We start from the raw sequence: 23,188 nt of genomic DNA, 5'->3' as shown, positions 1-23,188 counted from the left end.
CATTGCCGCACCGAGGCGGGTAGCGTGTTTTGCGCTTCAGAATATAGTCTTTGTCATAATAAAATATCTATATCTTTTGCGACAGCAGGCCCGGGAATAAGTAATGCATTGACAGGGTTAAAAACGGCAAAGCTTGATGGAGCCAGACTAATCTTTATCTCAGTGATTACCACAGAATATCATGATGCATTATGGAGTTTGCAGGAAACAACGGCGATAAACGTGAGTACCCTCGTACAAGATGATGGGCAAGGATATTTAGATAAAGTATTTGCTATCAAGAATGAAGATGAATATTTACAAGCTAGAAATGATATTCAGAAACTAATTTCATCAAATAAACATTTTGTTATCGGTGTTTTTTTAATACCAGTGGTACAAACATTAACCATAGAAAAACGTATATTAGCTAATTTTCTAGCTCCGGCTAATCTTACCAACTTAGTTTCTTCTGCGGATTTTTCTATGCTTATAGAACTTTTATTAGCAAAAAAATCTTTATTCTGGCTAGGCTTTGGAGCCAGGTATGCAGGGAGCAATATCCAAAAAATTATCCAACTAACTAACTCTGCTGTTATAACAACGCCGAGAGGCAAAGGTATCATTTCCGAATATAGCCTGGCCTCCATAGGAACAACTGGGATAGGTTCTATTAGTAAAGAAATAGCTAAGCAGATAACTGGTGATAGCTCTCGCTATGTGGTCGTAATTATGGGGACGCGTCTCGGAGAATTCAGCTCATTTTATTTACAAAAAAATTTTAGCAATATAGATTTATTTTATATTGGTCTGGAGGCAGATAAAGTAAGAAATAACCTTCCTTCTAATGCGATTGTTTTTAAAAGTGACATTCAATGCTTTACTGAAACTTTGCTTAGTGCACTTCAGAATAAGGTGATTCATAAACCAGCTGTTCAATACCCAGCGCTGATGGTTGAATTTGTTGATTATATTATTAAAGATAATAATGATTCTGATAAAGTTATCCATCCATTAGCGGTTATGAAGATTATTTAGCGTATCGCAATTAATAAGAATAACTGTTACATAGCTGCTGACGCTGGAAACTCATTTTGTTGGGTAAGTCACTACCTGAAATTTTCCCAATCTGGGCGTTATCGGCTAGGAACTGCATTTGCGGCTATGGGGCATTATGCCTGTGGATTAGTTGGTATTGCAGCTGGTTTTAAAGAGTGTGCGATTGGGATTATTGGTGATGGTGCTATGTTAATGGCAAATGAAGTCAGCACAGCAGTGCACTACCATCTTCCTGCCATTTGGTTGGTGATGAATGACAGCAGCTATAATATGTGCCGTCAAGGGCTGGAAATGTTAAATAGCGACCCACTCGATTGTGATATACCAGTGACTGATTTTGCCTTGTTTGGTCGTGCGTTAGGGGCAGATGGCTATCAGGCCAATAATTCTCGACAATTAGAGGATGCTATTGTTGAGGCGATCAAAAATAGAAACCCAGCAGTAATTGATGTCAGAATTGATAAAAATGCGGTTCCCCCGCTTACAGATAGGAATGAAACGATTAAAGGATTTATAAATGATTAATAATATTTCGTTAATTTCCTGTGCTGGCGCATTACCAAATCAGCAGCTAAGCATATTGAGAGAAAATAATAAAAAGACAATACTTTCAACAAATGACAATTATTTACCAGGTAAACGTAGTTTATGGCGACTGGATGAGAAGGGCGCGGTAACTAAATTCATGGTAAATTGCTTATCTAAAGCTCTAGACCAGGTGAATATGAATATCAATCAGCTCGATTGTATTATTATTAATCTGGTTTGGCCTGGGAACATCCTGTATGAAGAAGTTATTGCTATTGTTCAGCAGTTAAACACGAGTTTCGCACAGGCGTATAAAATACTAGAAATGGCTTAAAATCGATGATTAATCTTCAAGTTACTAAAACACATAAATTTTATTAAATTACAATAAGTTGCTTTTGATTTATAAGATTCTGTCTATTTATATATTATGCTGGATTAAACTTAAAGATAGAGCGTTTATTTATTGGTGCGAAACTCGTGTTAAATATTGTTTGTCCGGTTATTCCTGTCAATTTGGGCACGTCTGGTGGAATGACTGCACTTGAGTTAGGTTGGAGCCAGTTTTCTAATGCAAAGTATAGGCAAGTAGCAGTACTCGCTGCCTGTAATTATGCTCATTGGTTTTCTGCTGAAGACCCAGTAAGTTCTTTATTAAGCGATGGTGCTGCCTGCTCTATCCTTGGTTACGACTCAGGTATTTCCCTTGTCCATAGTAAGACAATTCAAACCTATGATTATGATCCATTAATATTTATTGATAATCATGTCGAATCTATCAAGGGATCTGGCAGATCTATATTTTCTAAACTGCCTAAAACAATTTTTAATAGCTGCTATCAATTGTGTCGCGATGTTGGTAAAGATATTAGTGATATTCGATATTTTCACATTTATGATCCAACGTCTTGGGTCGCTGAGGTAGCAGCAAAAGTCCTTCATGTAAGTGAAGATAAAATTTTAACCCTATTTGATAAATATGGTGGTTTGGGGCCTGCGCAAAATTTTTTCGCACTGATAGAATTGAATACGAGTTCAGATCTTTTTCCTGAGGATTTGATTATTCTGTTCGGATTTGGGCCCTCATCCACATCAACTTCTTTCCCATTGAGTTGGAGGGAAATTCCTACCGTTATTGATTTTATCTCGGTTTAAAATAACAGCTTAATATTTTGTTTTGTATCTTAAGATGGATGATATTGTAATTTTAAGCCGACCAATCTTCGTTGAAATGGGAAAGTTGGACTTTCCCATTTGATCAATGAATAAAATTTTACTCATGACTAGAATATACGCTGTCAGTTGACGTCAGAGATTCTCACATGGGTTTGTTTAAAAATTTTTCTTACTGTTCGAAGGCTCCCGACTTGGTATTAATTGAAGCTTTTCTCTTTTGCAGCCAGTAACCAATTAACAGAGGAATAATAGTGGCAACCATAACACCGCTTGTTGCTAATAAAGGATTGGCAATGAGGCTAGATACTGCCAGACTTGCGGCAAAACATAAACCAAGCTGGAGAGTATTTTGTAAAGCGGCAGCTTTACCACTGTCTTTAGGAAAGACACTTAATGCATTTGATACCACAATAGGATAGCAAGCTCCGTTCATCGCCGCCATACAACAGAAAGGCAGTAATAGAGCAAATAAATTAGGTTGTGAATAGATAGCAAGGATAAAAATGACAAATACACTTATTCCATAACCGATAAGAATAATTGGTAGCAAGATTTGGTTTTTTATTTTGGCTATTAAATAACGCCCACCATAGCCACCGAACATAAAAGCGATAGTTTGTGGTACATAACTGATGCCTATATCCTGCGGATCATATCCCATTTGAGTTAAAATAAAGGGGGATCCCGTTAGCCAGGCAAAAAAACCGGCGCTACAGGCGGCATAAATTAATACATTACCGCTAAAAATAGCAGAATGTAGAAAGGTGATAAATGTGGTGGTGGATTTTATTTTGTCAGTTTTCTCAGAATATTTTTTTCCTGTAACAAAATTGTGGCCAGAAAAAGCAATATCCCAATGATAGCTAAGGCAAAAAATATCATTTGTCAGTTGTTACCAGTTAGAAGCCAGGCACACCTACCAGGGGAGCTAATGCCGGCGACAGTGCAACTAAAGGCATGATGGTAGCAAAGACCCGTTTAGCATATTGACCGCTAAAACGATCGATGACCAAAGCTTGCCAAATTACTGCGGTTGAGCAAACTCCAACACCTTGAATAAATCGCACAATAAGTAATTGTGTGCCGTTAGTGATCCACAGTGTTGCCAAACAACTAATAATAAATAGAGACAAGCCAATTAATAAAACCGGTTTTCTACCAATACGGTCGGAAAGCGGCCCCCAACTAAGTTGCGCAAAGGCAAAGCCACATAAAAATAGGCTAAGACTTGCACTAATGGTATTTGCTGAGGTGTTGAGTTGCTGTTGCATTATACTAAAAGCTGGTAAGTACATATCAATGGCCAAAAAGCCGAGCATACTTAAACCAGCAAGATAAAGCATAAAGCCAAAATTGGCTTGATTGGGGTTATTTTTATTGATATGGTATCAATAAATTAAATAATATTTAACATCGCTATTTATTGTATAAGAGATGAATTTTTGTTGTGAAGCGTTCACGAGTTTCGCAATCTCCAAAAAAGAAGTATAAATTTAAAAACAAGAAAAAATCAGGGTGTTCATATTTTGTCGGGTTATCCATGTATTAAAGATATCTATAAAACATTCTTACAAGTAAGCAGTTTAAGATACTCTGGTTTAGCGTTATCAGAAGTAAGCCCATCGCCTTTATCTCATGACACTGTTAGCCGATGGCTAAAAAGTAGATGTTTTAGACCTAAAGACCTATGGCGATTAGTTGAACCTTCTACGTACTAATTGCCGATGATACATTGATTGCCAAAACACGTAGTAAAAAAATAGTGATGGTCCATTATCAATATTTAGGTAATGAACATGATGTTATTGCTGGCATAGGTTTAGTTAATTTGCTTTGGCATGATCTGACGAAGGTTGAATCAATTCCTATCAATTATCGTATTTATGATAAAGATTCTGATGGAAAAACAAAAAACACGCACTTTTCCGAAATGCTCACTCTTGCTAAAAAAAGAGGGATCATGCCAGAAGCGGTAGTGATGGATGCTTGGTATTCTAGCCTGGATAATCTGAAATCAATTCGCTCTCATGGTTGGATCTGGGTAACCACGCTGAGGAAAAATAGGATTGTTAACCATAACAAACAACTGAACAAGTTAGACATCTCAGAAGAAGGAACGTCAATACACTTGCGAGGATATGGTTGGGTAACCGTTTTCAAATTTACAGCCAAAAACGGCCGTATTGATTACATAGTAACAAACAAAGAGAATCCCACCCGTCAATACGTCCAATCTATCATGGATGCCCGTTGGTCTGTTGAAGTTTATCATCGAGAAGTTAAACAAAACTGTGGTATTGAACGCTGTCAGGCTCGCACGAGCCGAGCGCAAAGAAATCATATTTTTCTCGCTATTTCTGCGTGGTTTGAACAACATAAACGTCGTATATCTGAAAAAAATAACCCTTTATCAACAAAATTGGGACGTAATCAAAAGTGCTATTACTGAGCAAATCCGTGTTTTATTAGCGTACCCAAATTAGTTTTGTGCGAAACTCGTGGCGTTATTATTTGCATATTGTTATCAAATATTTTGATAGGTGAAGGGCTATGTGGTCAGAGTATTCCCTGGAAGTGATTGATGCCGTTGAGAGAACGGGCAGTTTTAGTGCAGCTGCCACTGAGTTACATAGAGTTCCCTCTGCGGTCAGTTATACCGTAAAGCAACTGGAGGAGTGGTTGGCGGTTCCTTTATTTGAACGGCGTTATCGTGATGTTGTACTTACTGATGCTGGTAAATTCTTCGTTAAAAATGCGCGTAATATTATTAAAACAATGCGTGAAACTCGTCATCAGTGTCAACAAATTGCAAATGGTTGGCATGGACAATTTAGTATTGCCATTGATCGGGTAGTTAAACCAGATAGGATATTGCAATTAATATTAGATTTTTATCGCCATTTTTCTGATATCGAACTTTTTATTCAGCAGGAAGTTTATAATGGTGTATGGGAGGCATTAGTCGATGGCTGAGTGGATATAGCAATTGGTGCAACCCGTGCGTCACCGATTGGCGATAGATATAGTTTCCGCGATATGGGATTTATGCCCTGGTCATGTGTTGTCAGTATCAATCATCCTTTAGCACACATAAGCGGGCTAATTAGCGATCAACAATTACGTCTCTATCCCAGTTTATGTTTAGAAGATACTTCTCGCTACTTACCAAAACGAGATACTTGGGCATTAGATAACCAAAAAAGGCTTATTGTGCCAGATTGGGAAAGTCGTTTAGCATGCTTAAAAAATGGATTATGTTTAGGATTTGCGCCTAAACATCGGGTAGAGCAACTTTGCCGCAAAAATGAATTAAAGACATTGCAGATTAAGCAACCCTTACCTGATAGTCCGTGCTGTATCATATGGAATGAAGAAAAACGTTCCCCGACATTGAGTTGGCTACTGGATTATTTAGGTAATAGCGAAACACTCAATGCTGAATGGTTAACTGATTGATAGCGTTTAAATCTGGGGATCATCTTCGGTAGTCAATAAATGGACCATCGACAACTGAACGACGTTCAATAAGCTCTGGGTGTATTTCAATCGTTTGCGCATCTTGGCGTTTATTAATAATGCGATCAAGCAGCATGGTAAAGGCCATTTGACCTAGACGTTCTTTGGGCTGATGAATGGTAGTTAATGCTGGGGTAAAAAAACGCGCATTACGCACATTGTCGTAGCCAATAATAGATATATCTTGTGGCACTCGAATTCCTAATTCATTTGCAGCGCTGATAGCCCCCATCGCCATAATATCACCGCCACAGAGAATGGCAGTCGGTTTTTGTTGGTGACTTAATATTTGTTTCATCGCCTCGTAGCCGGAAGCTGGTTCGAAATCACCCTCGACAATCCATTCGTTATGTGGTTGGATGTTAGCTTCCTGCATGGCATTGAGAAAACCTTGCCGCCGGCCATTGCCGGTATTGCGTTTTAATGGTCCAGAGATAATACCTAAATCACGATGACCTCGTTCTATAAGATAAAGCCCGGCAAGATAGCCACCATAAACTGCATTATCAATGATGACATCGGTAAAATCACTATGGGCTTGCCCCCAATCCATCACCACCATTGGAATATTGCGGTATTTCTCTAACATCTGGAGTAGTTGGTTGGGGTATTCTGAGCACATGACAAGTAAACCATCAACCCGTTTTTGCGCTAACATTTGTAAATAGGCTTGTTGCTTATTTAGGTTGTTGTGCGAATTGCATAGGATCAATGTATATCCTTGGCTAAAACAGTTGTTTTCGACTGATTCAATGACTTCTGCAAAGTAAGGGGCTTCATTAGATGTGGCTAATAAGCCAATGGATTTAGTATGATTAACTTTCAAACTACGAGCAACTGCACTGGGAGAGTAATTAAGTGTTTTAATGGCTGCCCTGACGATCGTTTTTGTCTCTTCGGCGACAAAACGGGTATTGTTAATTACATGTGATACGGTGGTAGTTGAGACACCCGCAAGCTTTGCCACATCCTTAATTGTTGCCATGATTATAAAGACTCCTGAGTCATTCCCAATTCCTTTACTATTGTTTAAAAATTACTGTTATTGATCTATAAAAATAGATAATTAAGTTATCAGTAAACTGATCATTTTGTCTGATTTGCAGTAAAGACAAAAGTATTAATCAATCTTTACTAGATGATATAATAGAAAATAGCTTTTATTGTTGTATGATATTATGACATTTAATGATTTTTCATTAATTAATTTATGACTAAGACAGTGAGAATAGTGAGGTGAGGTTATGGATACCGATTTTAAATATGGTTTATGTACTGCGATAGTTGCATTATTAATGATCGTATCGTTTGTTTCTTTTATTTTATGAGCATCATATTAGATTAACTGTCTGCATTTTATCGCTACAATATTTTGTCTTAAGCTGCATCATGGACAGCAGGCTGCACTACTGGCAGCCTATAGTCTAATAAGGGATTACATTTTTTCTACCGTTTCAATCCCTAATGTGTCTAAACCAATTTTTAAGGTTTTTTGCGTCAGTAATGCTAGTTTTAATCGACTTTCTTTTGATGCGTTATTTTCTGCACCTAAAATTGGGCAATGTTCATAAAAACTAGAAAATAAACCTGCCAGATCATATAAGTAAGCACACATAATATGGGGTAAACCGTCGCGAGCAACGGTTAGTATTGTTTCTTCAAATTGTAATAAACGAGTCGCTAAGGCTTGTTCATACTGATTTGCTAAAATCACCGGCTCGCTTAGTGCTGTTGGATTAATATTAGCCCGTTTAAAAATGGAGGCCACACGGGTATAAGCATATTGCATATAAGGCGCGGTATTACCTTCAAACGCTAACATATTGTCCCAGTCAAAAATATAATCAGTGGTACGATTTTTCGATAGATCGGCATATTTTACTGCACCAATACCCACCGCCTGACTAATTAATTGTAACTCGTTTTCTGGCATAGCTGGATTTTTTTGCCGGATAAGATCACTGGCACGCTCAATTGCCTCATCAAGTAAATCGGCGAGCCGGATCGTTCCGCCGGCTCGAGTTTTAAACGGTTTACCATCTTTACCTAGCATCATACCGAACATATGATGCTCTAATGACATTGTATCGGGAATATAGCCGGCTTTACGCACAATAGCCCAAGCTTGCATCAGATGTTGATGTTGTCGTGAATCTATATAATATAACACCCGATCAGCGTGTAACATTTCATGACGATATTTAGAGCAGGCAATATCTGTTGTCGTATAAAGATAACCACCATCTTTTTTCTGGATGATAACCCCCATGGCATCACCGTCTTTATTCTTAAATTCATCCAGATAGACAACCATAGCTCCATCACTTTTAACGGCTAACTTTTTAGCTGTTAAATCAGCGACAATATCAGGCAGCATATTATTATATAAGCTTTCACCCATCACATCGTTTTCCGTAAGTGTGACATTTAAACGATGATAGGTGTGTTGATTTTGCGCCATGGTAATATCGACCAATTTGCGCCACATTTTCCGACAATATTCATCACCAGATTGTAGTTTAACCACATAATTACGTGCAAGTTCAGCAAAATTTTCATCTTCATCATAATGTTTTTTAGCTTCACGATAGAAAGTCTCAAGATCAGCTAAAGCCATATCGGTAGCATTTTCTTGTTGAACTTTTTCCAAGTACGCAATTAGCATACCGAACTGGGTACCCCAATCGCCGATATGGTTAGCACGTATTACTTTATGACCTAAAAACTCTAATGTACGAGCAACAGCATCGCCAATGATAGTAGAACGTAAATGACCAACATGCATCTGCTTTGCTACATTGGGAGCGGAATAGTCAATAATGACGGTTTGTGGCGTAACGGTGCTAATTGCCAATTTTTCATGTTGCAAGGTAAGTTCAATTTGTTCGGCTATCCATTGCTTATCAAGAAAAATATTAATAAAACCGGGTCCTGCTATTTCAACTTTACTGGCAATATTTTCCAGATTTAGTAGCGGCAGCATTTTTTCAGCTAATTGACGTGGAGGAATGCTGATTTTTTTAGCTGCAGACATGACACCATTAGCTTGGTAATCACCGAATTGGGCTTTTGTTGAAGGGCGGATATGAGCCTCACTACCTTTAGGAGCCCCTGCGGCAATTAATGCATTACTAATTTTTTCTGAAAGAAGAGCCTGAATATTCACTTGATTACCTTAATGATGAAGATAGCTGTCGTATTCAACTTAGTTAGATACAGCTATGAGGATCGTGATAAAAATAGCTGGCTTTATACCATAATTAGCTATTCACATGCTACTATCAACTATTTGATCGATAACTCTATTGTAAAAATAATATCAGATAGGATCGCTTTTTATCATCTTGCTAAATGACAATAGAGGATTTTTGATTTATCTAACTTTAAAAAATTACACGGCTGCTAAAATTGCAATTTTGATTAGAAATATTAATTTAAAAAAGGGCTATGTTAAGTCTCTTTATTTTCCAGATTAAAATTTATCTTCATGAAAAGTTAAAAATATATTGAAAATTTGTTATCAAAAGTTAATGGTCTTTTATAATAAAATATTATCCTTTTCCATTAAAATTAATTACTTGTATCAATTACTGTTTGAAAAACGGGTATTTTATTTGCAGAATAGTATGCTTATTAATTGATAATTAAAAATAGAAATAACAATAATTAATCAGAGGTGGCAGTATTATGATAACCCTGGAAATTTGCTGCTATGGAGCTGAATGTGCGCTAATTGCGGAAAAATGTGGCGCAGATCGTATTGAACTTTGTTCCAGTTCAGCTGAAGGTGGATTAACGCCTAGTTATGGTTGTTTAAAACATACTAAAGATACGATAAAGATCCCCGTTCATCCAATTGTACGTCCTAGAGGAGGGGATTTTTGTTACAGCGATAGTGAGTTTGAAACTATTAAACATGATGTTAAATTTATCAGGCAGTTAGGTTTTCCTGGTGTGGTATATGGCATATTGAATCGAGAAGGGCATATTGATATACCGCGTATGCGTATTTTAAAAGCATTATCTGGAGATATGGCGATTACTTTTCATCGTACGTTTGATATGTGCATTAGCCCCAAACAGGCCTATGTACAGCTGACAGAACTAGGTATTGCCCGTATATTAACCTCAGGCCAGCAGCAGAATGCGGAATGTGGTTTACCGTTATTGAAAGAATTAAATGCATTATCTAGTAAAACTCCAAATGGGCCGATAATCATGGCGGGTGCTGGGGTGAAATTGTCAAATTTGCAGAAATTTATTGATGCAGGTTTACCGGAAGTACATACATCTGCTGGGAGAGTAATGCCATCGACTATGAACTACCGCAAAGCAGGGGTAACGATGAGTTCCAATATGGATATGGATGAATTTACTCATTATTGTGTAGATAGTGATGTGGTGGAAGCAATGAAAAATTTATTAGCGATTGCTAATAATGACTGATTATAAGTTTAGTGCAATGACGGTATTCAATACCGTCAAGTTTACCTTTTTTTGGCAACTAAAGTTGCGCGTAGAGGAGTCGGATAACCTTCAACTGTCAAATGTATGTTATTTGGGTCAAGAGAATTTGCTAATGATTCGGTTTCCATCCAGGCTGTTTTTCGCTGTTCTTGTACGGTTGTTACTGTTTGATCAACAATATGCACATCGCAAAAGCCACACTTTTCTAGCCAGATTTTAAGCATTTTGGCTGAGGGAATAAAATAAACATTACGCATTTGAGCATAACGTTCTTCAGGTATTAAGCATTGGTTTTCATTACCTTCAATAACTAAACTTTCCAGTACTAGCTCACCACCGGAAACTAATTGATTTTTTAGCTGATAGAGATGATCTAACGGTGAACGCCGATGATAAAGTACACCCATTGAAAATACAGTATCAAAGGCAGCTAGCGTCGGTAGTTGTTCGATACCTAGAGGCAATAGATGTGCTTGTTGATTATTGCCAATTAATTTACGTATGGCTTCAAACTGACATAAAAATAGTTTGGTAGGATCAATACCGATGATAGTTTTTGCGCCTTCACCAACCATTCTCCACATGTGATAGCCATTACCGCAGCCGACATCAAGTACCTGTTTATCTGTTAATGGTGAAAGATGAGGCAGTATACGTTGCCATTTCCAGTCCGAACGCCATTCGCAATCAATATTAATATCGTAAAGGGAAAATGGGCCTTTACGCCAGGGCATTAGGATTTTTAGCAGTAAAGTGATCCGTTGCTTATCTTTTAAACAAAGTGGTAACTTATTTTTGGCTATTACTGCGGTTTTTAGATCTAAGTGAGCGGGTGTCATAGCGGGCAGATTTTGCACTATTTTTTGCCAACAATTAAATTGCCCATGTTGAGTGGTTTTTTTCCATTGTTCAATTTGGCATGGCAGCGTTTCTAACCAATGGCTAAGTGATCCTACGGCGATTTGTTGATAAAAATGGCCAAAATCTATCATAAAACTTGTTCCTTGATAGCGAGTAGTGAACCGAAATTGAAACATTGAAACCATAAGTCACAATGATTAAACCCAGCTGCGAGCAAACGTGATTTATGTTTGCTAATCGAGTCCGTTAACATGCTATTTTCTAGCATATTGCGTTTTTGACTTATCTCTAATTCACTATAGCCATTGGCACGCTTGAAATCATAATGCATTTTAAACAGTAAATTGCCAATTTTCTCGTCGCTAAAATTAAATTTTTCTGATAACACTAAGACACCCCCAGGATTTAGTCCTTGGTAGATCCGGTTAATTAATTGTTGTCGAACGTTTGGCGCAATAAATTGTAAGGTAAAATTTAATACCACCATTGAGGCATTTTGTATGTTGATATCGAGAATATCGCCTTTAATGATTTCAGCCGGCGTATTCGCTTTGTAAGCATCAACATTTCGTTGGCAACGCTCAATCATGGCCGCTGAATTATCAATAGCAATTATTTTACAATTTTTAGCCTCAATATTACGACGAATTGATAATGTCGCTGCGCCTAAAGAACAGCCCAGATCATAAATAGTGCTATTGTGTGTGACGAAACGTGTCGCGAGCATACCAATCATAGTAATAATATTTGAATAGCCAGGAACAGAACGTTTGATCATATCAGGAAAGACTTCGGCAACTTTTTCATCAAATTGCCAATCACCTAAATTGGCAATAGGAGTGGCAAATAAGGTGTCTTTCTGTTTATCTAAAATGTGGCTGGACATAACCTGTGAATTAATTAAATAGCAAACGGTGATTAATTCTAACAGATTTTATGTTAGGACATAAATTAAAACTCATTAACATGGCAAAGCGTATAATGATGACCATGTTAATGAAATAAACCTTGTATTAAAGATCAAACGAAAAAATTTGTATCCAAGGCAAATAATAAATGTTAACCAGGATCATCAAAATCATAGAACTATAGGTCGTTATTTGGCCAAAATGGCGCCAAGTTCGTTCTCTATGTTTTAGGCCAAAGTAATGAAAAATTCTGGCGATGATAAAAATTAACCCACAAAGATGAATAGCCCAAACGGGTGCACCATTCATCTCCATCATCAATAATAACAGCATAGAGATAGGAATATACTCAATCGCATTACTCTGAACGCGTAATGCTGTTTGTAATTCACAAAAACCAGCATCACCGTAAGTAACTTGATACTGAGTTCTGAGTTTAATGACTTCCAAAGATAACTTAAACAATATTAAAGCACTAAATACAATGTACAGAGAACTAACCATTTTTTTCCCCAATTTTATTAGGCAAAACAGTGAAATAATGATACATCTCAAAACTTCAACAGTTACCATAAATATAGTATTTAAATCAATAAAAAGCTTTCAGATTGCGAATACGTTAAAAGTTATCTGGCCAATATGATAAGGCGTACTTATTTCCCAGTAGAAATTTCTGTATAATAGCGATATTTTTTGATTATGTTTAAATTAATAGCACTAAAACGGCTAGTGCAAGCGACTCTGTATGATGAGTAAAAGGATATCGTATGCGGACAAATTATTGTGGGCAATTAGGTGTTGCTCACGGCGGACAAAAAGTGACTCTCTGTGGCTGGGTTAACCGCCAGCGTAACTTAGGTAAATTAATTTTTGTCGATATGAGAGATCGCGAAGGTTTAGTTCAAGTTGTTTTTGTGCAGGAAAATCATGCCGAACTTTTTACCCAAGCGTCACAGTTACGCAACGAATTTTGTATCCAGATCACAGGTATGGTACGAGAACGTGAACAAATCAATAAAGAGATACCGACCGGTGAGATTGAAATTGTTGCACAAGCATTGACGATTATTAATCGTTCTGAACCATTACCGATAGATAGCAATCAACAAAATTCCGAAGAAATAAGATTAAAATATCGTTATCTTGATTTAAGGCGGCCGGAAATGGCAACGCGCTTAAGAGAGCGAGCCAACATTACTAGTTTTGTGCGTCGTTTTATGGATGCAGAAGGTTTTGTTGATATTGAAACGCCCATTTTGACCAAAGCAACACCAGAAGGTGCGCGTGATTATCTTGTTCCAAGCCGCGTTCATAAAGGTGAGTTTTATGCTCTGCCGCAATCACCACAACTTTTTAAACAATTATTGATGATGTCGGGCTTTGATCGCTATTATCAGATAGTAAAATGTTTTCGTGATGAAGATTTACGAGCTGATCGCCAGCCTGAATTTACTCAGATCGACGTAGAAACCTCTTTTATGACTGCTGAGCAAGTTCGTGAAGTGATGGAGCGTTTGATCCGTCAATTGTGGCAGGAAAATAAAGGTATTGAGTTAGGCACTTTTCCGGTAATGACTTTTGCTGAGGCCATGCAACGTTATGGTTCAGATAAACCAGACTTACGGAATCCATTAGAATTGGTTGATATTGCTGATTTGGTCAATGCCGTTGAATTTAAAGTTTTTGCTGAAGCTGCCAATGATCGAAAAGGCCGTGTGGCTGCACTTTGTGTTCCAGGCGGGGCCACATTAACGCGTAAACAACTTGACGGTTATACTGAATTTGTTGCTATTTACGGCGCCAAAGGATTAGCTTGGATGAAGGTTAATTCGCTGACTGAAGGCCAGGTAGATATTCAAAGCCCGATAGCTAAGTTTTTACCACCATCGGTGATTGATAATTTGTTAGCACGTACCCAAGCTAAAGCGGGTGATATTTTGCTATTTGGTGCTGGTAAACAAAATGTTATCAATGATGCAATGGGAGCGTTACGGTTGAAAGTAGGGCGTGATTTAGCAATCACACAAAATAATAGCTGGAAACCGTTATGGATTGTTGATTTTCCAATGTTTGAAGAGGATGAAAATGGTGAGCTTCATGCTATGCATCATCCTTTTACTGCACCGAAAGATTTTACCCCGGAGCAACTACAAGCCAATCCTCTAGCGGCCGTCGCTAATGCCTATGATATGGTCATTAATGGTTATGAAGTTGGTGGCGGTTCAGTGCGTATCCACCATAATAAGATGCAACAAGCTGTTTTTGAAATTCTTAATATTAGCCAATCAGATCAGCAAGATAAATTTGGCTTCTTGCTTGAGGCATTACAATATGGAACACCTCCACATGCCGGTTTAGCATTTGGTTTAGATAGACTTGTTATGTTATTAACGGGAACAGAAAATATTCGCGATGTGATTGCGTTTCCAAAAACAACCGCAGCAGCTTGTTTGATGACCGATGCACCCAGTGTGGCCAATCCGGCCGCATTAGCGGAATTGGCGATAACTGTTCCTCCAAAACCTAAATAGATACTATGCAATATAAACGGCCGGAATAAGTATTAGTTGTAGTTTATGTGCAATCGAGTCGCTAAGTATTGATGCTACAGCGGCGTGATGCTCCTGATTTTTGGCAATCAGTTACCGGTAGTCTTGAGGATAACGAAACACCAAGAGAGACGGCATTGCGTGAAGTTAAAGAAGAGATAGGCATTGATATTATCGAACAGCATTTGACGTTAGTTGATCTGCAACACAGTTTCTATTTTGATATTTTTTTAAAATTTCGCCACCGCTATGCTCCGGGTATAACTCAATGCAAAGAGCATTGGTTTTCTTTGGCCTTACCGCAAGAGCAGGATTTTTTATTGAAAGAACATTTGGCTTTTCGTTGGTTACCTGCTGTTCAGGCAGCAGCATTGACCAAGTCACGAGTTTCGCACAGGCATATAAAATTCTAGAAATGGCTTAAAAGCAATGATCAATCTGCAAGTTACTAAAATACATGAATTTTCTTAAATTACAATAAGTTGTATTTGATTTATAAGGTTTTATCTATTTATATATTATGCTGAATTAAACTTAAAAATAGAGCGTTTTTTTATTGGTGCGAAACTCGTGCAAGTCATGGAGTAACCGTCAGGCGATTGAACAATTTGTTCTAAAATGATTTTTATTGACGTATTTTGGGAGATATTTCATGGCAGGTCATAGTAAATGGGCCAATACTAAACATCGAAAAGCGGCGCAAGATGCTAAACGTGGTAAAATTTTTACTAAAATTATTCGTGAACTGGTAACAGCGGCTCGTTTAGGTGGCGGTGACGCTGCATCAAACCCACGATTGCGTGCGGCGATTGATAAGGCATTATCTAATAATATGACGCGAGATACGTTAAATCGAGCAATCGCACGTGGTGTAGGTAGTGATGACAATGATAATCTAGAAACGATCATTTATGAAGGCTATGGCCCAGGCGGTACGGCTGTTATGGTTGAATGCTTAAGTGATAATCGTAATCGTACACTTTCTGATGTCCCCCACGCCTTTACTAAGTGCGGTGGTAATTTAGGTACCGATGGTTCGGTTGCTTATTTATTTACTAAACGTGGCGTGATCTCATATGCACCAGGCATTGATGAAGATAATTTAATGGAAGCGGCATTAGAAGCGGGTGCAGATGATGTCGAATCTTATGATGATGGTGCCATCGATGTTTATACTACGCTGGAAAGCTTTGGTGATGTAAAAGATGCTTTAGATGCGGCCGGTTTTAAGGCTGAAGCCGCCGAGGTGACAATGATCCCGTCAACCAAAGCAAATTTAGATGCTGACACTGCACCTAAACTTTTACGTTTAATCGACATGCTGGAAGATTCTGATGATGTACAAGAAGTGTATCATAATGGCGAAATTTCAGATGAAGTTGCGGCTCAGCTATAATTAAATCAACTTTTTATATTAAGAGATAGCATGCTGATTATCAGTATGCTTTTTCTTTGCATGTTTAACCTACTCAGTGAGTCAAGAATATGGCAATTATTCTTGGGATTGATCCTGGTTCGCGTATTACCGGTTATGGTGTTATTCGTCAACAAGGTCGACAGTTGATCTATATAGGTAGTGGCTGTATACGTACTCAGGCAGACGATCTGCCAACACGCTTACAACGTATTTATGCAGGTGTCACTGAAATCATTACCCAATATCGACCGGACAGTTTTGCTATCGAACAGGTGTTTATGGCAAAAAATGCCGATTCTGCTCTAAAATTAGGTCAAGCGAGAGGTGTGGCGATTTTAGCTGCAGTTAATAATCAATTACCAGTTTTTGAATATGCGGCGCGACAAGTAAAACAATCCGTTGTTGGCACGGGAGCGGCGGAAAAAAAACAAGTTCAGCATATGGTCTGCTCAATATTGAAATTGTTATCGCATCCTCAAGCTGATGCTTTAGCTATTGCGATCACGCATTGTCATTTTAATCAAAATTTGGCTCGAATAGGTGAGCCAGAACTATCATTGGCTAAAAGATGATTGCGTTAATAACTGGATATAAATCCAGTATTTTTTTATAATATAAGCATTAGCAGAATAACCTAAAAGAGGAAATCGATGTGATTGGTCGCTTGCGAGGCACTATTTTGGAAAAACAGCCGCCTATTGTTTTACTCGAACTAAATGGTGTAGGTTATGAAGTTCATATGCCAATGACCTGTTTTTATGAATTACCAGAAATTGGTCAGGAAGTGATCTTATGGACTCAATTTATCGTGCGTGAAGATGCGCAGCTACTATATGGCTTCAATGATAAGCAAGAAAGGGCATTATTTCGTGAGTTAATTAAGGTTAATGGGGTAGGTCCTAAATTAGCGCTGGCCATTTTATCCGGTATGTCAGCTTATCAATTTGTTTCTGCGATAGAACAAGAAGCGATTTCTAGCTTGGTAAAATTACCGGGTGTTGGCAAAAAAACCGCAGAACGGCTGGTGGTTGAAATGAAAGACCGCTTTAAAGGACTTAATGGCGATCTATTTAATAATAGTGTGATAGATTTACCTGGCTCATCAGCGGCAAAACAAAATAGTCATGATATTGAAGCAGAGGCAGTTTCGGCATTAATTTCTTTAGGCTATAAACCACAAGATGCGAGCCGTATGATCGGCAGAGTTGCTAATGGAGCTACTAACTGTGAAGCATTGATCCGCGAAGCATTGCGAGCTGCATTATAAATAATAAGTAAGGACCAAACCTATGATTGAGGCTGATCGTTTAGTTTCTGCTGATAATTTACCTGATGAAGACGTGATTGATCGCGCTATTCGACCAAAACTCCTTACTGAATATGTCGGGCAACCTCAGGTTTGCCAACAGATGGAAATCTTTATTCAGGCAGCTAAATTACGAGCTGAAGCACTTGATCACTTGCTGATTTTTGGTCCACCTGGGCTTGGTAAAACGACATTAGCGGGTATTGTGGCGAATGAATTGGGCGCAAATTTACGTACCACCTCCGGCCCAGTGTTAGAAAAGGCAGGGGATTTAGCGGCAATGCTAACTAATTTAGAATCGCATGATGTACTCTTTATTGATGAAATACATCGTTTATCGCCAGTTGTAGAAGAGATCCTTTATCCGGCAATGGAAGATTACCAACTGGATATAATAATAGGAGAAGGGCCTGCTGCGCGTTCAATTAAAATTGATCTACCTCCTTTTACTCTAGTTGGTGCAACAACCAGAGCCGGCTCACTGACATCCCCGCTTAGAGATCGTTTTGGTATTGTTCAGCGTCTTGAATTTTATAATGTCGATGATTTACAGACGATTGTATTACGTAGTGCTCACTTTATGGGGTTAGAAATTTCTGATGCCGGTGCGAGACAAATTGCGATGCGCTCACGGGGAACGCCGCGGATAACTAATCGTTTATTACGGCGAGTAAGAGATTTTGCCCAAGTTAAAGGCGATGGTATTATTGATGGCAACATCGCTTCACAGGCATTAGATATGCTTAATGTTGATTCAGCCGGTTTTGACTATCTTGATCGTAAGTTATTGATCGCTATTATTGATAAATTTATGGGGGGACCGGTAGGATTAGACAATGTGGCTGCTGCAATTGGTGAAGAAAGGGAAACCATAGAGGATGTTCTTGAACCTTTCCTGATTCAACAAGGCTTTATTCAGCGTACTCCCCGTGGTCGAATTGCGACTGATCATGCCTACCGCCATTTTGGGGTTAATAAAGATCATGATGATGCTAATTAAGTTTATTAATGGGGTTAAATTTATTGCTTGTAATTTGCTAATATAATCATGCTAATTATTTTCAATGCAGCTTAATACTGGGTTAGGTTGCTATTTATAATATATGAATAAATAATAATTTATTTATGATTATTGTTTGTTATTTTTATTAAACATTTTTATTATCAATGAACTTCTTATTTAATTAATGCATTATTAATATAAATTGATGATATTTAACTCTCAAAAATAAGTAATAGTTTAATATTAATATAATTAATAATTATTTTTTATTGATTAATTATATTATTTTTATTGATGTTTTTGCCGTGGTTAAATAATAATTTTACGGTAGTTTTCATTATGTCTACTAACTATTTTTTAATAAATAAAATTAGCTAATTACGGAATAAACTGAATGAAAATAAAATTATTATTATCAATGTTATCATTAGCAATATTAGTATTGATTAGTATTATAAGTTTTGCCAGAGCAAATACTCTCCTCAATCCTATGCATGGTTATATCGATTTTCCTACTAGTCGAGCTTATCTGTGTTCGTTAGGTAAAAATGGTAATTGTGGTGCGGTTATGGTTGAACCACAATCGGTTGAAGGTCGTAAAGGTTTTCCTCGGCGTGGGCCAGCTGATGGTAAAATTGCCAGTGCTGGACATCGTTGGTTTGGTGAGTTAGATGAACAGACTGCTACTCGTTGGACTAAAGTTGATGTTTCACCCGGTAAAAAAAAATAGACCCTGTACACGATTCTGTGTAAATGCCTTTTCTCAGTAGTGACCGTCCAGGCGGTCACCGAACTCGATAATAAAGCGGCTCATCGCCATACGCGAGTCCCTCAGCGGCATTGTCCATTTCTGTGACGCCGCCTGGATTGCCAGCCACACCACCTTTTTCACTGCGTCATCCGTCGGGAACACCTTACGCTTTTTGATGGCATGCCGGATCACGCTGTTCAGCGACTCTATGGCATTCGTTGTGTAGATCACCTTGCGGATGTCTGCCGGGTAAGCGAAGAACGTCGCCAGGTTGGCCCAGTTTGTCTGCCAGCTCCGGCTTATCTGCGGGTAGCGGCTGTCCCATGCGCTGGCGAACGCTTCCAGCGCCTGCTGGCCTGCTTCTTCCGTGGAAGCCTGATAGATGGCTTTCAGGTCGCGAGTGACGGCTTTGTAGTCCTTCCAGGAGACGAACCGCAGGCTGTTACGCACCATATGCACGATGCACAGCTGAATGCGGGCTTCCGGATACAGGGTGTTGATGGCGTCCGGAAAGCCTTTCAGACCGTCGACACAGGCGATGAGGATATCGTTCAGACCACGGTTTTTTAGTTCTGTCAGCACACTGAGCCAGAACTTCGCGCCCTCGTTTTCGGCCAGCCACATACCCAACAGTTCTTTCTGACCTTCGATGTTGATACCCAGGGCCAGAAACACGGATTTATTGATGACGCGACTGTCCTGCCGGACCTTCAGGACGATACAGTCAAGATAAACAATAGGATAGACTGCATCCAGTGGGCGATTTTGCCATTCGGTAACCTGCTCCATCACGGAATCGGTGACCTTCGAGACCAGCGCCGGTGAGACATCCGCGTCATACAGTTCTTTGAACGCAGCCGCTATCTCGCGGGTGGTCATCCCTTTGGCGTACAACGATAAAATCTGGTTATCCATCCCGGAGATCCGGGTCTGGTTTTTCTTCACCAGTTGCGGTTCGAAAGAACCGTCACGATCGCGCGGAGTGCATAGTTCCAGAGGACCATCGCCGGTGGTAACGGTCTTTGTGGAATAGCCGTTGCGGGAGTTGGCACCCGGTTTGGGCTGATTTTTATCGTAGCCCAGATGGTGGGACATTTCGGCGTTGAGAGCCGCCTCAACGCTGATTTTCTTCAGCAGACGATCGAACTGGCTGAGATCGTCAGGGGTTTTGAGATTTTTGGCCAATTCATTAGCCAGAGCCTGCAATTGTTTTTCGTCCATAAATTAACCTTCATTTGATGCTGGATTGAACATATCAAAATCAGGCAATTACACAAATTTATGTACAGGCTCTAAAAATACCTTCCATTGGACGTTGAACGCACCTCATCGAACTACCGGTTGAGAGTATTTCATCACTAAACAAAATTGGGATCCTAAAAATGCGCCTTAGTTGCCACAATAATTTATTATTTAAAATCAATATAATAAAACAATATTATCACTATATTTCACCATTTATTCACTATAAATCAAAGCTCAATCCAACCATTGCTTCTATCATCTTGATATTTAGCTGTCATTGCGGCCGACTTATGTCCAAGCAACTTCTGCGCAAAATCACTACCCATTTTTTCAGTGTAGAGTCTAGCAGATAAACTTCTAATTTCATGAAAAGAGGGTGGCTCACCTTTCCATTTTAATTGAGAAATATCTCTAAACCTTCTAAATTCTTTTGATATCCTTTCTACTGTAATTTTATTTCCATTATTATTAATAACAAACTCTGAATTATTTTTACAATCTTCAACAGTCTCTGATAACTTTATTCCGTAAAGTTTAATATCAAGAGGTATTGCTACTTTTGCTCCTGTTTTTTGTTGAACTATCCATAATTTCCCATCATGAATATCTTTATATTTTATTTTAGAAACATCAGATACTCTTTGCCCTGTCACTAAAGCTAATTTCATGGCGAGAGTTAACCAATGGTGGTCATTATTTATTAAACCCAAAATAGCATTAAAATCATCTAAAGATAATCTTGCTCTTTGTATTTTTATTTTTGGTGTCTTTGTTGATATAACTGGATTTATTTGTATTAACCCCAATGATATTGCCTCTTTAAAACAATCATTTAATAAACTGCGCATTAGTTTCGCAGTTGTGATTTTTTTTTCATTAATAAATATTTGAAGAAAATCAGCGATATGTTTTGTGCTTATATCTTGGATGAGTGTATTTAAAAATTCGTTTTTAATTGCCAATATCCTATATTTACACGAGTTTCGCACCAATAAATAAACGCTCTATCTTTAAGTTTAATCCAGCATAATATATAAATAGACAGAATCTTATAAATCAAAAGCAACTTATTGTAATTTAATAAAATTTATGTGTTTTAGTAACTTGAAGATTAATCATCGATTTTAAGCCATTTCTAGTATTTTATACGCCTGTGCGAAACTCGTGATTTATAATCGTTTAATGTTTTTTCTCTTAATCCCCTTGTTTTCAATATTTCTTCATATCTATCTAAAAACTCATGGAAATAGACAGATCCCTGTCCATCGATCCTTTCTGTTAGTGTTTTTACCTTGTCTGCATTGAGTAATAACTGATTAGCACTGATAGCCTCGCTAATTGCATAGGCTTTGTTTCTCCCTAAACCGTATTCTTTACGGGTACGTGGGTCTCTATACGAATAGTAGCCATTTCTTTTATACAGGTTAGGGGGTAAATCCCGATTTTTTATCTTTCTGGTTCTGGTCATGACCTATCCTTCTTAGCAACAAACTCTGATGGCTAATTTCGTTAAGACTGTTGACCTTGACGGCATATTCTTCGACAAGGTACTCTCTACCATCCTTGATGGGTGGGGGCTGTATAAGTCCGTTTCTTGCCCAAATTCTGACGGTATCGATCCGGCGTGGCCTATCCCTTCGAGCGTTCCATTCCGCTAAAGTAATAATGTTTATTTATCCTCATTCCACGAGTTTCGCACAGGCGTATAAAATACTAGAAATGGCTTAAAATCGATGATTAATCTTCAAGTTACTAAAACACATAAATTTTATTAAATTACAATAAGTTGCTTTTGATTTATAAGATTCTGTCTATTTATATATTATGCTGGATTAAACTTAAAGATAGAGCGTTTATTTATTGGTGCGAAACTCGTGTCAAAAACTCACACTATTCTCAGGCGCTTCATTGCCCGACAAAAACAGATAGCCTAAGCACGAATGATTATCTTCGTGCTTTGTTAGGTTATGGCATATGATTTGTGGGGAAGCGTATTAGGATTTATTTGCTGCGTCGTTTGATGCTTTGTTTTGATATTGCCAGGGTGGGTCTGCGAGTATCAGGTCATACTTCACTTCATCTCCTAAACATACCCGCTTTTATTTTTATGCAAGTCGTCTATTTTTTCTAACACAGTGATTTTATTACCGCCATTTCCGGTTAATGTTCCGTTTTCTCCATCGGTATCAAATTGATATATCAATCCTTTGTTTGTTAATTTTTTCTCCCTCAATCTAATTATTTTCATCATTTCACCATGATAAATAACCTGCATCCCTGCTTTGACATGATGTAACGTTGTTCTGTATTCATGGGTGTTATTCATAGGATTTCTCCGGTTATTGATTAAATAAATGTAAGTTTTGATCAAAAAGTGATCATTTATGAATTATTTGTGGTAATATCATTGCCGTTGTGTGTTG

Annotated in this window: 21 protein-coding genes and 4 pseudogenes; 14 read left to right on the top strand and 11 right to left on the bottom strand. The window is 38.2% G+C overall.

Features of this window, described 5'->3' with window-relative positions; genetic code table 11:
- The first annotated feature begins 24 nt into the window (after positions 1–24).
- The 4 genes from V3224_RS18880 to V3224_RS18865 all read left to right on the top strand — a co-directional run bounded on the left by V3224_RS18880 (position 25) and on the right by V3224_RS18865 (position 2,721).
- Complete coding sequence (locus V3224_RS18880) at positions 25–1,017, top strand: thiamine pyrophosphate-binding protein (protein WP_334472252.1); 993 nt, start codon at positions 25–27, stop codon at positions 1,015–1,017.
- 3 nt (positions 1,018–1,020) lie between these two features.
- Positions 1,021–1,563 carry a thiamine pyrophosphate-dependent enzyme gene (locus V3224_RS18875; RefSeq protein ID WP_334472290.1) on the top strand — a complete coding sequence of 181 codons (543 nt, stop codon included), beginning with the start codon at positions 1,021–1,023 and terminating at the stop codon, positions 1,561–1,563.
- Positions 1,556–1,900: a hypothetical protein gene (locus tag V3224_RS18870; protein WP_334472251.1), complete on the top strand. Its 345-nt coding sequence runs from the start codon at positions 1,556–1,558 to the stop codon at positions 1,898–1,900. The genes V3224_RS18875 and V3224_RS18870 overlap by 8 nt, the downstream gene beginning before the upstream one ends.
- 146 nt (positions 1,901–2,046) lie before the next feature.
- Entirely contained in the window at positions 2,047–2,721 is a 675-nt protein-coding gene (locus tag V3224_RS18865) for a 3-oxoacyl-[acyl-carrier-protein] synthase III C-terminal domain-containing protein (RefSeq protein ID WP_334472250.1), read from the top strand.
- A 190-nt stretch (positions 2,722–2,911) separates the two neighbouring features.
- On the opposite strand, the pseudogene punC reads toward V3224_RS18865, so the two are convergent.
- Positions 2,912–4,085 (bottom strand): annotated as a pseudogene (gene punC / locus V3224_RS18860) (purine nucleoside transporter PunC).
- A gap of 183 nt (positions 4,086–4,268) precedes the next feature.
- Between punC and V3224_RS18850 the strand changes: the two are divergent.
- Both V3224_RS18850 and punR read left to right on the top strand, forming a co-directional pair.
- Positions 4,269–5,225: pseudogene (locus tag V3224_RS18850) on the top strand (IS701 family transposase).
- Between the two features lie 67 nt (positions 5,226–5,292).
- A pseudogene (punR, locus tag V3224_RS18845) lies at positions 5,293–6,198 on the top strand (DNA-binding transcriptional activator PunR).
- Between the two features lie 19 nt (positions 6,199–6,217).
- On the opposite strand, the gene purR reads toward punR, so the two are convergent.
- Together purR and argS are read right to left on the bottom strand one after the other, a co-directional pair.
- Entirely contained in the window at positions 6,218–7,243 is a 1,026-nt protein-coding gene (purR, locus tag V3224_RS18840) for an HTH-type transcriptional repressor PurR (protein ID WP_334472247.1), read from the bottom strand.
- Positions 7,244–7,693: 450 nt separating this feature from the next.
- Positions 7,694–9,424 (bottom strand): arginine--tRNA ligase, encoded by a 1,731-nt coding sequence (gene argS / locus V3224_RS18835; RefSeq protein WP_334472246.1) that lies wholly within the window; start codon positions 9,422–9,424, stop codon positions 7,694–7,696.
- A gap of 521 nt (positions 9,425–9,945) precedes the next feature.
- On the opposite strand from argS, the gene cutC reads away from it, so the two are divergent.
- A complete protein-coding gene (gene cutC, locus V3224_RS18830; RefSeq protein WP_334472245.1) occupies positions 9,946–10,704 on the top strand; it encodes a copper homeostasis protein CutC in 759 nt (252 codons plus the stop codon).
- 41 nt (positions 10,705–10,745) lie between these two features.
- Here cutC and cmoB read toward each other — a convergent pair whose 3' ends face one another.
- From cmoB to V3224_RS18815, 3 genes are all read right to left on the bottom strand, one after another.
- On the bottom strand, positions 10,746–11,717 hold the full coding sequence (gene cmoB, locus V3224_RS18825; RefSeq protein ID WP_334472244.1) for a tRNA 5-methoxyuridine(34)/uridine 5-oxyacetic acid(34) synthase CmoB: 972 nt from the start codon (positions 11,715–11,717) through the stop codon (positions 10,746–10,748).
- A complete protein-coding gene (gene cmoA / locus V3224_RS18820; RefSeq protein WP_334472243.1) occupies positions 11,714–12,472 on the bottom strand; it encodes a carboxy-S-adenosyl-L-methionine synthase CmoA in 759 nt (252 codons plus the stop codon). The genes cmoB and cmoA overlap by 4 nt, the downstream gene beginning before the upstream one ends.
- A 127-nt stretch (positions 12,473–12,599) precedes the next feature.
- Positions 12,600–12,998, bottom strand: coding sequence for an MAPEG family protein (locus V3224_RS18815; protein WP_334472242.1), 399 nt, complete (start codon positions 12,996–12,998; stop codon positions 12,600–12,602).
- 263 nt (positions 12,999–13,261) lie between these two features.
- Between V3224_RS18815 and aspS the strand changes: the two genes are divergently transcribed.
- The 7 genes and pseudogenes from aspS to V3224_RS18780 all read left to right on the top strand — a co-directional run bounded on the left by aspS (position 13,262) and on the right by V3224_RS18780 (position 19,499).
- Positions 13,262–15,025, top strand: coding sequence for an aspartate--tRNA ligase (gene aspS / locus V3224_RS18810; protein ID WP_334472241.1), 1,764 nt, complete (start codon positions 13,262–13,264; stop codon positions 15,023–15,025).
- Positions 15,026–15,072: 47 nt separating this feature from the next.
- Positions 15,073–15,456, top strand: a pseudogene (gene nudB, locus V3224_RS18805) (dihydroneopterin triphosphate diphosphatase).
- Positions 15,457–15,695: 239 nt separating this feature from the next.
- Positions 15,696–16,439 carry a YebC/PmpR family DNA-binding transcriptional regulator gene (locus V3224_RS18800; RefSeq protein ID WP_334472240.1) on the top strand — a complete coding sequence of 248 codons (744 nt, stop codon included), beginning with the start codon at positions 15,696–15,698 and terminating at the stop codon, positions 16,437–16,439.
- A gap of 89 nt (positions 16,440–16,528) precedes the next feature.
- A complete protein-coding gene (ruvC, locus tag V3224_RS18795; RefSeq protein ID WP_334472239.1) occupies positions 16,529–17,032 on the top strand; it encodes a crossover junction endodeoxyribonuclease RuvC in 504 nt (167 codons plus the stop codon).
- An 80-nt stretch (positions 17,033–17,112) separates the two neighbouring features.
- Complete coding sequence (gene ruvA / locus V3224_RS18790) at positions 17,113–17,727, top strand: Holliday junction branch migration protein RuvA (protein WP_334472238.1); 615 nt, start codon at positions 17,113–17,115, stop codon at positions 17,725–17,727.
- Positions 17,728–17,749: 22 nt separating this feature from the next.
- A complete protein-coding gene (gene ruvB, locus V3224_RS18785; protein WP_334472237.1) occupies positions 17,750–18,766 on the top strand; it encodes a Holliday junction branch migration DNA helicase RuvB in 1,017 nt (338 codons plus the stop codon).
- A 493-nt stretch (positions 18,767–19,259) separates the two neighbouring features.
- Positions 19,260–19,499 carry a lytic polysaccharide monooxygenase gene (locus V3224_RS18780; protein WP_334472236.1) on the top strand — a complete coding sequence of 80 codons (240 nt, stop codon included), beginning with the start codon at positions 19,260–19,262 and terminating at the stop codon, positions 19,497–19,499.
- Positions 19,500–19,532: 33 nt separating this feature from the next.
- Here the strand turns inward: V3224_RS18780 and V3224_RS18775 are convergent, their stop codons facing one another.
- The 5 genes from V3224_RS18775 to V3224_RS18755 form a co-directional block, all read right to left on the bottom strand.
- A complete protein-coding gene (locus V3224_RS18775; RefSeq protein WP_334472235.1) occupies positions 19,533–20,741 on the bottom strand; it encodes an IS256 family transposase in 1,209 nt (402 codons plus the stop codon).
- Between the two features lie 251 nt (positions 20,742–20,992).
- Complete coding sequence (locus V3224_RS18770) at positions 20,993–21,754, bottom strand: tyrosine-type recombinase/integrase (RefSeq protein ID WP_334472234.1); 762 nt, start codon at positions 21,752–21,754, stop codon at positions 20,993–20,995.
- 146 nt (positions 21,755–21,900) lie between these two features.
- The gene (locus V3224_RS18765) at positions 21,901–22,233 is read right to left on the bottom strand and encodes a phage integrase Arm DNA-binding domain-containing protein (protein ID WP_334472233.1); all 333 of its coding nucleotides are present in this window, start codon (positions 22,231–22,233) and stop codon (positions 21,901–21,903) included.
- Positions 22,190–22,369: an excisionase gene (locus V3224_RS18760; protein WP_334472289.1), complete on the bottom strand. Its 180-nt coding sequence runs from the start codon at positions 22,367–22,369 to the stop codon at positions 22,190–22,192. Before V3224_RS18760 ends, V3224_RS18765 begins: the two co-directional genes overlap by 44 nt.
- A 479-nt stretch (positions 22,370–22,848) precedes the next feature.
- On the bottom strand, positions 22,849–23,091 hold the full coding sequence (locus V3224_RS18755; protein ID WP_334472232.1) for a hypothetical protein: 243 nt from the start codon (positions 23,089–23,091) through the stop codon (positions 22,849–22,851).
- Between the last annotated feature and the right edge of the window lie 97 nt (positions 23,092–23,188).

The sequence above is a fragment of the Arsenophonus sp. PmNCSU2021_1 genome, assembly GCF_036919435.1.
GTDB classification, from domain to species: Bacteria; Pseudomonadota; Gammaproteobacteria; order Enterobacterales; family Enterobacteriaceae; genus Arsenophonus; species Arsenophonus nilaparvatae.
Note: the sequence above shows the minus strand (reverse complement) of the source record. Positions and strands in the feature narration are given on the sequence as shown.